The organism is Bradyrhizobium sp. MV1.5 (genome assembly GCF_055807615.1).
Genome location: NZ_JBVVPL010000022.1, coordinates 43,530 through 55,548, shown reverse-complemented (window position 1 = coordinate 55,548; position 12,019 = coordinate 43,530). Strand labels below are relative to the sequence as shown.

General features: G+C 65.5%; 8 protein-coding genes. 4 read left to right on the top strand and 4 right to left on the bottom strand.

All coding sequences use genetic code 11. The features are described 5' to 3' along the window. The first annotated feature begins 1 nt into the window (after position 1). From AC0L2J_RS20940 to AC0L2J_RS20930, 3 genes are all read left to right on the top strand, one after another. Positions 2–775, top strand: a complete 774-nt coding sequence (locus AC0L2J_RS20940; RefSeq protein ID WP_473393754.1) for an SDR family NAD(P)-dependent oxidoreductase — start codon at positions 2–4, stop codon at positions 773–775. A gap of 222 nt (positions 776–997) precedes the next feature. Further along, the gene (gene glpK / locus AC0L2J_RS20935) at positions 998–2,503 is read left to right on the top strand and encodes a glycerol kinase GlpK (protein WP_007605333.1); all 1,506 of its coding nucleotides are present in this window, start codon (positions 998–1,000) and stop codon (positions 2,501–2,503) included. Between the two features lie 265 nt (positions 2,504–2,768). After that, positions 2,769–3,374: a GNAT family N-acetyltransferase gene (locus AC0L2J_RS20930; RefSeq protein WP_007605336.1), complete on the top strand. Its 606-nt coding sequence runs from the start codon at positions 2,769–2,771 to the stop codon at positions 3,372–3,374. 166 nt (positions 3,375–3,540) lie between these two features. On the opposite strand, the gene AC0L2J_RS20925 is transcribed toward AC0L2J_RS20930, so the two are convergent. After that, entirely contained in the window at positions 3,541–4,488 is a 948-nt protein-coding gene (locus AC0L2J_RS20925) for a threonine/serine dehydratase (protein WP_007605338.1), read from the bottom strand. Positions 4,489–4,642: 154 nt separating this feature from the next. On the opposite strand from AC0L2J_RS20925, the gene AC0L2J_RS20920 reads away from it, so the two are divergent. Further along, a complete protein-coding gene (locus AC0L2J_RS20920; protein WP_007605339.1) occupies positions 4,643–5,272 on the top strand; it encodes a glutathione S-transferase family protein in 630 nt (209 codons plus the stop codon). A 216-nt stretch (positions 5,273–5,488) separates the two neighbouring features. Here AC0L2J_RS20920 and AC0L2J_RS20915 read toward each other — a convergent pair whose 3' ends face one another. From AC0L2J_RS20915 to metF, 3 genes are all read right to left on the bottom strand, one after another. Beyond that, positions 5,489–6,496, bottom strand: a complete 1,008-nt coding sequence (locus AC0L2J_RS20915; RefSeq protein WP_088931321.1) for a DUF3592 domain-containing protein — start codon at positions 6,494–6,496, stop codon at positions 5,489–5,491. A gap of 605 nt (positions 6,497–7,101) precedes the next feature. After that, positions 7,102–10,965, bottom strand: coding sequence for a methionine synthase (gene metH, locus AC0L2J_RS20910; protein ID WP_473393746.1), 3,864 nt, complete (start codon positions 10,963–10,965; stop codon positions 7,102–7,104). A 6-nt stretch (positions 10,966–10,971) separates the two neighbouring features. After that, complete coding sequence (metF, locus tag AC0L2J_RS20905; RefSeq protein ID WP_007605346.1) at positions 10,972–11,892, bottom strand: methylenetetrahydrofolate reductase [NAD(P)H]; 921 nt, start codon at positions 11,890–11,892, stop codon at positions 10,972–10,974. Positions 11,893–12,019: the final 127 nt, after the last annotated feature.

Sequence of the window (12,019 nt, the reverse complement as noted above, 5' to 3'; positions counted from 1 at the left end):
AATGAAAAACACCCCGTTCGATCTCACCGGCAAGGTCGCCGTGGTCACCGGCTCCAGCCGTGGCATCGGCCGCTCCTCCGCCGAGCTGCTCGCAAAGCTCGGCGCCAAAGTGGTGGTCTCCTCGCGCAAGGCCGACGCCTGCCAGGACGTCGCCGACGGCATCAAGGCGGCCGGCGGCGAGGCCACCGTCATCCCCTGCAACATCGCGCGCAAGCAGGAGGTCGAGGCGCTGATCGCGGGTGCGACCAAGCACTACGGCAAGATCGACATCCTCGTCTGCAACGCCGCGGTGAATCCGTATTACGGCCCGCTGCTCGACATCACCGACGAGGCCTTCGACAAGATCATGGGCTCGAACGTCAAGAGCAACATCTGGCTCTCCGCGCTGGCGATCCCGCAGATGGCTGAGCGCGGCAACGGCTCCGTCGTCATCATCTCCTCGATCGGGGGCTTGCGCGGCTCGACCGTGATCGGCGCCTACGGCATCTCCAAGGCCGCCGATTTCGCGCTGTGTCGTTCGCTCGCCGGCGAATGGGGCCCGAAAGGCGTTCGCGTCAATTGCATCGCGCCCGGCCTCGTCAAGACCGACTTCGCCCGCGCGCTGTGGGAGGACGAAGCGAATCTGAAACGCCGCACCGCAACCACCCCACTTCGCCGCATCGGCGAACCCGACGAAATCGCAGGCGCGGTCGCCTACCTCGCCTCCGATGCGTCGAGCTTCATGACGGGACAAACGATCGTCATCGACGGTGGCGTGACCACGGCGGCGCCGTAACTCCTGCTCTACTTTAATTGTACGCCGGGCGCGTTTCACTTATCCTCCGCCGGAGGGGGAGGGTCGCTTCGCTGCATGCGAGCCCACCCTGCCCCTCCAGGGGAGGGTGGGAGGACAGCCGTCTTGACCTTCCCGCCCCAATCCGCTCCCTTTGAGCCGACACAATCTCCCATCACCGGACAACGCCGGGACAGCGCCAAAGAAACCCCAAGGTTCGCCGCCATGTCTTTCGTCCTCGCCATCGACCAGGGCACCACCTCCTCGCGCGCGATCGTGTTTCGCGGCGACATTTCCATTGCGGCGAAGGCGCAAGCCGAGTTTCCGCAGCATTTCCCCGCCTCGGGCTGGGTCGAGCACGAGCCCGAGGACATCTGGACATCGACCGTGACGGTCTGCCGCGAGGCGATCGCGCAGGCGGGCATCGGGCCCAAGGACATCGCCGCGATCGGCATCACCAACCAGCGCGAGACCACCGTCGTGTGGGACCGCGCCACCGGGCAGGCCGTGCACCGCGCCATCGTCTGGCAGGACCGCCGCACCGCTGACATCTGCGCGAAACTGAAAGCCGACGGCCGCGAGCCCGTGATCTCGCAGAAGACCGGCCTGATCATCGATCCCTATTTCTCCGGCACCAAGGTCGCCTGGATTCTCGACCACGTCCCCGGCGCCCGGGCGCGTGCCGCGCGCGGCGAATTGATGTTCGGCACCGTCGATTGCTATCTGCTGTGGCGCCTCACCGGCGGCAAGGTGCACGCCACCGACGCCACCAACGCCTCGCGCACGCTGCTGTTCAACATCCACACCGGCCAGTGGGACGACGAGCTCTTGGAGATCATCGGCGTGCCGCGCTCGATGCTGCCCGAGGTGAAGGATTCCTCCGCCCGCTTCGGCGAGAGCACGCCGGACCTGTTCGGCGGCGCCATTGCGATCTCCGGCATCGCCGGCGACCAGCAGGCCGCGACCATCGGCCAGGCCTGCTTTCGTCCGGGCATGATGAAATCCACCTACGGCACCGGCTGCTTCGCCCTGCTCAACACCGGCACCACGCCGGTGGCCTCGAAGAACAAGCTGCTCACCACCATCGCTTACCAGCTCGGTGGCAAACGCACCTACGCGCTCGAAGGTTCGATCTTCGTCGCGGGCTCGGCAGTGCAGTGGCTGCGCGACGGCCTCGGCATCATCAAGCACGCCGCCGAGACCGGACCTCTTGCCGATCAGTCGGACACCATGCAGAGCGTCTATCTCGTCCCGGCCTTCGTCGGCATGGGCGCGCCCTACTGGAATCCGCGCGTGCGCGGCGCGCTGTTCGGCCTCACCCGCAACACCGGCCCGGCCGAGCTTGCCCACGCCGCGCTCGAAAGCGTCTGCTACCAGACCTTTGACTTGTGGGCCGCGATGCGCGCGGACTGGCCGAGCTCGGAAACCGCCAGCGTCGTGCTGCGCGTCGACGGCGGCATGACCGCCTCGGACTGGACCATGCAGCGCCTCGCCGATTTGTTGGACGCACCGGTCGACCGCCCCGTGATCCAGGAGACCACCGCGTTAGGTGCCGCCTATCTCGCCGGTCTCCAGGCCGGCGTCTATCCCGAACCAACAAAATTCGCCGACAACTGGCGCCTCGAGCACCGCTTCAAGCCCAACATGAGCCAGGCGACGCGCGAGCGGAAGCTGGCGGGCTGGACGAGGGCAGTGAAGGGCGTGCTCGCGAGCGACGAGGGGGAGGGGTAGGCCGTCTCGTAGCCCGGATGGAGCGCAGCGAAATCCGGGGTTCTCTGGAAGCGATTACCCTGACGCCGTGGTGAATGAAGCCTATCCACAAACTCCGCCGTCGTCCTGGCGAAAGCCAGGACCCATAACCACCGAGCTAAATTGCCTTGGACCGCTGGCGGCCTCAGCCTGCCGCGACAGCGACCAGCTGTGGTTATCGGTCCTGGCTTTCGCCAGGACGACCCGGAATGTGTGGCCGGCGCTCAGCTTCAAAGGGACGCATCCCATGATCCTCCCCGACGGTTATTCCGACATCTCCGCCGGCAAGATCGCTGCCGTCGTCACCCATCTCGAGATGACAGCGACGCCTGCGCGCCGCAACGATCCGCCTGACGCTCCATCAGGTCCTCGGATCCTGCGCAAGGTCGATACCCCCGCGCTGCATTGGTATCGCGATCTCCATCGCCGCGTCGGTGAGGAGTGGTTATGGTTTTCGCGGGCGCGCATGAACGACCCGGAGCTCGCCGCAATTATCCACGCACCGGGCGTCGAGGTCTATGCACTGGTCGTGGACGGCCACGATGAAGGCCTGCTGGAGCTGGACTTTCGCGAGGACGGCCAGTGCGAGCTCGTGTATTTCGGTGTCACCGCAAAGCTGATCGGCAGCGGTGCCGCCCGCTTCATGATGAACCGTGCACTTGAGCTCGCATGGTCCCGCGACCTGTCCCGCGTCTGGGTGCACACCTGCACCTTCGATCATCCGTCCGCCGTGGCGTTCTACCAGCGCTCCGGCTTCCGTCCGTTCCACCGCCAGATCGAGGTCGCCGACGACCCGCGCCTCGACGGCACGCTGCCCCGGACGGCGGCGAAGCATGTGCCGATCATCGAATAGTGCGTAGCTGCCTCCTACCCGTCATTGCGAGGCGCCCTTGCGACGAAGCAATCCAGTCTGTTTCCGCCGAGAGATACTGGATTGCTTCGCTGCGCTCGCAATGACGGAGCGTGGCGCCGTCGTCGCCTTTCATTCGGGCTACGCGCTCCCGATCATGCGAAGCTCGCTAGCTGTTGAAATTGACCGCGTTGGTGTTCGCCCCGCAAACCAGCACCGCGACCCGCTCGCCGGGTGCCGGACGATAGCGACCGGAGAGCAAGGCGGCAAATGCCGCTGCGCCGCCGGGCTCGGCCACCAGGCGCAGGCTCGACCACAACGCTGCCTGCGCCTGCCTGATCGCATCGTCGGCGACCAGCACGACCTTTTCGACATGGGCCCGCGCAATCGGAAACATCAATTGTCCGACACGTCGCGGGGCAAGACTGTCGGCGGCGATGCCGCCCGCCGGCGCATCGATCGGCGCGCCCGCCGCGAAGGCGGCGTGAAGCGTTGGCGATTGCTCCGGCTCGACCGCGACGATGCGCGTCCTGCCGGCACTCCAGGCCGCCATGCCACCGATCAGGCCGCCGCCGCCGACTGCAACCAGCACCGTGTCGATACCCGGTGCATCCTGCTCCAGCTCCATTCCGACGCTGCCCTGACCGAGCAAGGTCTCGACCTGATCGTAGGCATGCACGGCCATGGCGCCGGTCTGCGCGACATGGGTTTCGCTCGCGGCGAGCGCGTCGGCATAGCGGCTGCCCGCAATCACGAGTTTCGCGCCATAGCCCCTGATCCGCTCGGCCTTGGCCGGCGAGGTGATGTCGGGCACGAAGATCGTGGCAGGAGCGCCGAGCCGCTGCGCCGCATAAGCTACCGCCGCGCCGTGATTGCCGCCCGATGCGGCGACGACACCGGTCTCCGGCAGCTGCCGCAACAGCAGGTTGGCGAAGGCGCCGCGCGCCTTGAACGATCCGGAATGCTGCAGCATCTCGAGCTTGAAAATGACGGGTGAAGCCGGCAGGCCGAAATCGGAGAGATCGGCCTGGAGGAGTGGCGTGCGCCGTATGTGCGGACGGATGACGGCCTCAGTCGCCGCGATCCGCTCCCGATTGATGTCCATTGTTGCTGTCATGATGCCGTCCTTGATAGCGCATCCGGCAGACGCTGTCGCGGCGTCGTTGCATCCGGCGCAATGCTCCGCTTCCATGATTTTGCTTGCGCCACTGCGGCCTTGCCGTGGAAACTGATCCGCCCTGCCTCGTCCAAAAGCCAGAAGAGCGCAAACCATGTTCCTGATCGGCCAATACGACTCCCCCTTCGTCCGCCGTGTCGCGATCGCGCTGCGGCTTTACGGCCTCGCCTTCGAGCACAAGCCGTGGTCGACCTTCGGCGATGCCGCGAAGATCGCGCCATATAACCCGCTGCGACGCGTGCCGACGCTGGTGCTCGACGACGGCGAGGCGCTGATCGAGAGCACGGTCATCCTCGATTATCTCGACGAATTGGTAGGGCCGGAGAAGGCGATGCTGCCGCGCTCCGGCGCCGAGCGCCGGCATCATTTGCGCATCTGCGCGCTCGCTTCCGGCCTTGGCGACAAGTCGGTCAGCCTGCTCTACGAGCGCGTGTTGCGAAAGGAGCAGCTTGCGCTGTGGGTCGAGCGCTGCGAGGCGCAGATCGCGGACGTGCTGAAAGCGCTGGAGGCCGAGCGCGCCAAGGTGACCACGCCTTACTGGCTGGGCGAGCGCATCGGTCACGCCGACATTGTGGTCGCCTGCGTCGTCCGCTTCACCCGCGAGGCGCACCCTCAATTGTTCGAGCCGTCGCGGTATCCGGCGCTGTCGGCGCACGCCGACGCCTGCGAGGCGCTGGCGCCGTTCAAGGAGATCGTGCAACCGCTGGCACCACCGAAGGGGTGAGGCTTTTTCAGGCTCTCCCGCAATTGCAGAGGATTTCACGAGGACCGCGCGGCTTGCTCCGCCTCTCCCGCTTGCGGGAGAGGCCGACGCGCCCCGGGCGATGCGCAGCATCGTCCCGCGCGCGGCGGGTGAGGGCTCTCACGACCCAGGGACTTCCTCCGCAATTCTCGACAATCCCGACGCGGAGAGACCCCCACGCGTTGCCGCAGGGCGCCGCTACGCAAACCCGACCTTGATCAGGATCATCAGAAAAAGGCCGCCGACAACCGCGCAGACCGCGGCGCCGATCAGCGGCCCCAGCGCGCCTTCCCGGCTTGCTGGCTCCAGCACGGCTTGTCCGGGCCGGTCCGGATCGTAATAGACCTGGACGCTCTTCCCAGGTCGATATTTCGCCGCGGCCTCTTCGGCGACCTCGCGCAGGCCGGAGATCATGGTGCCGTTCCAATCGACTTCGGTGCCGATGAAGTCGCGCTTGCCGACCCTGTAGGCGTAGCGCAGGTCGACCTGATAGCGGTGCACGAGCTTTGAAGTCGTCGGTCGATTGTCGTGCTCGGTCTTCTCCTCGACGATTTCCTCGATCACGTCGCAATGGGTGACCCTGCCCGATGCGGTCGGCCAGCGCAGGCTGGCGCTCGCCAGCCGGCGCGTCCGGACATAATCGGCGGCGAGGAACACCCCGCCCACGAGCACGATGATCGGCACCGCGAACGCGAACAGCGGAATGCCATTGTCGGCGTAGAGCACGTGGCCTGCGAACGAATGCGCGGTCAGGGTGGCGGCGATGACGCCGAACACCATCGTGAACGCCACCAGCGCCGCGACGTTCTGCGCGGCAGCGGGCTCCAGCAGCGCCTCGGTCGGTTGCTTCGGATCGACATGGACCTCGACATGGGCGCCGACCGGATAGCGTCCGGTCAGTTTTGCGGCCAGGACCCTCGTCGTGATGACGGTGCCGCCGACAAAGACCTTGTCGCTCTCCAGCTCCTGGCCGCCGGCCTGATAGCGATAGCGGATGATGGGCTTGGCGTCGTTCCGGTCGTCCGAGGAATGCGTCGCCGGCTGGTCGACCCGGGAGACCGTGATGATGCCCTCCACCTTGTCCCAGCTCCGCGCCGCCACCATCCGGCCCCGCATGCGGACCAGGTTGAACAGCGTCAATCCAAACAGCAGCACGGCGATGCCGGCGGCAATCTGGGTCCACATCAATTGTTGGGCGTTCAGCATCCGATTCCCCTGCGCTTCGGCGGCGACCGCCATTGGTCGCAGCCAACACGCTTTGCGTTCGATGCTGTGCGTTGCCCAGCACATGCCAGGCGTTGCTTCACCAATGTCGTCCTGGCGAAAGCCAGGACCCATTGCCCTAGCGGGTCATTTGCCGAAGACTGGTCGTTCGGTATCGCCTGCGATGGTCACCGATGGATCACCCGGCCCTTGGCGGGCTCATAGAAGTGCAGGTCTTTGTCGGTCACGGGCTTTTTCCTTCTCGTCATTGCGAGCGCAGCGAAGCAATCCAGAATCCCTCCGCGGAGACAGTCTGGATTGCTTCGCTGCGCTCGCAACGACGGAGTGTGTTGATCCGTCATTGCCCGCATGGATCCTGGCCTTCGCCAGGACGACACAGAACGTTCGACCGAACGTGTGGCATGCGCCCATGATCGCGGCGGACGAGGCAGCGAGTATCAAACGGACGCGGTCGGCAATGATGGAATGTTACAGGTGTTTTGCCCGACGCCGCAAGTCATTTCGGCAAGACCGAAAATTATCGAGCATCTTCAACCCCATGCCTACTGTGCATGGGGTTGATTTTCGCTTTTTTGTTTGGAGGGCGCCTAACCCGCCCCCGCACGCTTCTTCTGCCAGACCAGGTGCACCGCGCAGGTGCAGCCCGGCGGATGCGAGGCAAGCTCCTTCGACGTTTCGTCGTTGGCCGGTGTTGCCGCGAACGCCGCCTTGTCGCTCGCGCTCTCTCGCGCCGGGATGTAGTTCAGGATCGGCGCGAGCCAGCGCTCGGCCTCGGCGAGGCTCATGCCCTTGCGCGCAGCATAGTCCTCGACCTGATCGCGCTCGATCTTGCCGACGCCGAAATAATAGCTCTCGGGATTGGCGAGATAGAGCCCCGACACGGAAGAGCCCGGCCACATCGCAAAGCTCTCGGTCAGCTTCACGCCGGCGGTGTTCTCGGCGTCGAGCAGTTCGAACAGCGTCGCCTTCTCGGTGTGATCGGGCTGCGCGGGGTAGCCGGGGGCGGGACGGATGCCCTGATACTTTTCGAGGATCAGATCGTCGGTCGAGAGCGTCTCGTCCGGCGCATAGGCCCAGAACTCGCGGCGGACGCGGGCATGCATGCGCTCGGCGAAGGCCTCCGCAAGGCGGTCGGCCAGCGCCTTGCACAGGATCGAGGAATAGTCGTCATTGGCCATCTTGAAACGGTCGGCGACCACATCCTCGCCGATGCCGGCGGTGACGACGAAGCCGCCGACATAATCGGGCACGCCGGTGCCGGCAGGCGCGACGAAGTCGGCGAGTGCGGCGTTGAAACGGCCCTCGCGCTTCTCGAGCTGCTGGCGCAGCGTGTGCAGCGTCGCGATCGTCCTGGTCCGGCTCTCGTCGGCATAGAGCACGATGTCGTCGCCCTGCGCATTGGCGGGCCAGAAGCCGACGGTGGCCCGCGCGCGGAACCATTTCTCCTTGACGATCAGGTCGAGCATCTTTCGCGCGTCGTCGTAGAGCGAGCGCGCGACTTCGCCGACCTTGACATCGTTAAGGATGGCGGGGAAGCGCCCGGCGAGCTCCCAGGTCTGGAAGAACGGCGTCCAGTCGATATAGGGCACCAGCTCGGCGAGATCGTAGTCGTCGAAGCTCCTGGTGCCGAGGAAGGTCGGCTTCACCGGCTTGTTGGCGGCAAAATCGACCGGCACGCGGTTGGCGCGGGCGGTCGCCAGCTTCAGCCGCTTCTTGTCGGCCTGGGCGCGCATATGCGCGTCCGAAATCTTTGCGTACTCGGCACGCACTTCGGCGGCATAGGCCTCGCGCCTCTCGGGCGACAGCAGCGCGGAGGCGACGCCGACCGCACGGCTGGCGTCGTTGACATGCACGACGGGACCGGCGCGATAGCTCGGGTCGATCTTGACCGCGGTATGCACGCGGCTCGTGGTGGCGCCGCCGATCAAGAGCGGCAGCTTGAGGCCTTCGCGCTGCAATTCGCCGGCGAAAAACGCCATCTCATCGAGCGAGGGCGTGATCAGGCCGGACAGTCCGACGATGTCGGCCTTCTCCGCCTTCACGGTCTCGACGATCTTGGCTGCGGGCACCATCACGCCGAGGTCGATCACCTCGTAATTGTTGCACTGGAGCACGATGCCGACGATGTTCTTGCCGATGTCGTGGACGTCGCCCTTGACGGTCGCGAGCACGATCTTGCCGGCGGACGAGGAGCCTTCCGTGCCGATGCCGTTGGCGAGATTGCGCGCCTTCTCCTCCTCCATGAACGGCATCAGCCAGGCGACCGCCTGCTTCATCACGCGTGCCGATTTCACCACCTGCGGCAGGAACATCTTGCCGTCGCCGAAGAGATCGCCGACCACGTTCATGCCGGCCATCAGCGGGCCCTCGATCACGTCGAGCGGGCGCTTGGAGGCCTTGCGCGCTTCTTCGGTATCCTGCTCGATGAACTCGGTGATCCCATGCACCAGGGCGTGCGACAGCCGCTTCGCCACCGGCCATTCGCGCCAGGTGAGATCGGCTTCCTTGGTCTGGGTCTTGTTGCCGCGGAATCGTTCCGCGAGCGCCAGCAGACGCTCGGACGCACCGGGGTCGCGGTTGAGGATGACGTCCTCGCACACCTGGCGCAACTCGGGATCGATGTCGTCATAGACGATCATCTGCCCGGCGTTGACGATGCCCATGTCCATGCCGGCCTTGATGGCGTGATACAGGAACACCGAGTGCATGGCCTCGCGCACCGGCTCGTTGCCGCGGAACGAGAACGACAAATTGGACACACCGCCCGAGATATGCGCACCCGGCAGATTCTTGCGGATCCAGCGCGTCGCCTCGATGAAGTCGACGCCGTAATTGTTGTGTTCTTCGATGCCGGTTGCGATCGCGAAAATATTCGGATCGAAGATGATGTCCGCCGGCGGGAAGCCGACGCGGTTCACCAGGATGTCGTAGGCGCGCTTGCAGATCTCGGTCTTGCGGGCGAACGTATCGGCCTGGCCGACCTCGTCGAACGCCATCACCACGACAGCCGCGCCGTGACGGCGGGCGACCTTGGCCTCGTGAATGAACTTGTCCTCGCCTTCCTTCATGGAGATCGAATTGACGACCGGCTTGCCCTGCACGCATTTCAGGCCGGCCTCGATCACGGAGAATTTCGAGGAATCGACCATGACGGGGACGCGGGCGATGTCGGGCTCGGCGGCGACGAGGTTGAGGAAGGTCACCATCGCGGCTTCCGAGTCCAGAAGCCCCTCGTCCATGTTGACGTCGATGATCTGCGCGCCGTTCTCGACCTGGTCGCGGGCGACCTGCAGCGCGGCGGTGTAGTCGCCGGCGGTGACCAGCTTGCGGAAGCGGGCGGAGCCCGTGACGTTGGTGCGCTCGCCGACGTTCACGAAAGGAATCGCGTCGGTCAGGATGAACGGCTCGAGGCCGGAAAGCCGCAAGCGAGGTTCGATCTCCGGCACGATGCGCGGCTTGTGCGGCGCGACCGCAGCCGCAATCGCCGCGATATGGTCCGGCGTGGTGCCGCAGCAGCCGCCGACGATGTTGACGAGGCCATCGCGCGCGAACTCGCCGACCAGGCGGGCCATGTATTCCGGCGTCTCGTCATATTGGCCGAACTCGTTGGGCAGGCCGGCATTGGGATAGGCACAAACAAGCGTATCGGCGACGCGGCCGATGTCGGCGATATGCGCGCGCAGATCTTCCGCGCCGAGCGCGCAGTTGAAGCCGATGGTGACGGGCCTGGCGTGCTGCACCGAATGCCAGAACGCTTCCGGCAACTGGCCGGACAGCAGGCGGCCGGACTTGTCGGTGATGGTGCCCGACACCATCACAGGCATGTCGATGCCGCGTTCTTCCGTGATCTCGGCGATCGCGTAGAGCGCCGCCTTGGCGTTCAGCGTGTCGAAGATGGTCTCGACCAGCAGCAGATCGACGCCGCCGTCGAGCATGCCATTGATCTGCTCGCCATAGGATTTGCGCAGATCGTCGAATGTGACGGCGCGGTAGCCGGGATTGGAGACGTCGGGCGAGATGGAGGCGGTGCGGTTGGTCGGCCCGATGGCGCCGGCGACGAAGCGCGGCTTGCCGTCCTCGGCCTCGACGCGGCGTGCGGCGTTGCCGGCGAGGCGGGCGCCTTCGCGCGCCATCTCATAGACGATGTCGGCGAGATCGTAATCGGCCTGGGCGATCGACGTCGTGGAGAAGGTGTTGGTCGCGACGATGTCGGCGCCGGCACGCAGATAGGCGGCGTGGATGTCCTCGATCGCCTGCGGCTGGGTCAGGATCAGGAGGTCGTTGTTGCCGCGCAGATCGCGATGGAAGGTCTTGAAGCGCTCGCCGCGGAAGGCGGCTTCGTCGAACTGGAGGTTCTGGATCATTGTCCCCATGGCGCCGTCGAGCACGAGAATGCGCTCACGCGCGGCGTCGAGCAGGGCGGTTCGCTTGGGAGAGGTGGATACGGTCATGGTGTCTTAAGCCGCCTTCTGCGCGCTCTTGGCGCGGATGCCGAGCAAATGGCTGATCGCGAACACGAGATCGGCGCGGTTCATGGTGTAGAAATGGAAGGTGTCGACGCCGTGCTTCGCCAGCTTCTGCACCTGGCCGGCCGCGACGGTGGCCGCCACCAGCTTGCGGGTCTCGGCGTCTTCATCGAGGCCCTCGAACTTCGCGGCGAACCAGTCCGGCACCGAGGTGCCGTTGCGGGTGACGAAATTGCGAGCCTGCTTGAAATTATGCATGGGCATGATGCCCGGCACGATCGGAATGTTGATCCCGCGCGCGCGGACGCGGTCGAGATAGCGGAAGTAGAGGTCGTTATCGAAGAACACCTGCGTGATCGCGCGGGTCGCACCCGCATCGACCTTGGCCTGCAGCGTGTCGATGTCATCGTCGAAGTCGCGCGCGTCCGGGTGCTTCTCAGGGTACGCCGAGACCGACACCTCGATATCGCCGTGCCGCTTCTTGATGCCGGCGACGAGGTCGGCGGAGCTCTGGTAGCCATCGGGATGGCTGGAATAGGCCGTGCCGATGCCGCCCGCGGGATCGCCGCGCAAGGCCACGATGTGGCGTACGCCGACCTCGTGATAGCGGTCGACGATCTCGTCGATCTCCCCGCGCGAGGCGCCGACGCAGGTCAGGTGCGCGGCCGGCAGCAGCGCGGTCTCCTTGAGGATGCGCGAGATGGTCGAGTGGGTGCGCTCACGGGTCGAGCCGCCGGCGCCATAGGTGACCGAGACGAATTTCGGGTCGAGCGGGGCCAGCCGGTTGATGGTGTCCCAGAGATTGCGCTCCATATCTTCGGTCTTGGGCGGAAAGAACTCGAAGGAAATCGCAGGCCGCTTCAGGTGCCCGTCTTGCCCGTCGGTATGGGCAGTCGTCGTCACGTCAGTCATGGGCACCACTCACTCCAGGGGCTCGCCGGGTCGTTGGCGGTTCGGCGGTCAGGTCTAGATTGGGAGAGGCTAAGATAAGCCAAAACGGCCGCACTCGACAGCCCATCAGAGATGGGAAATTGCCCAC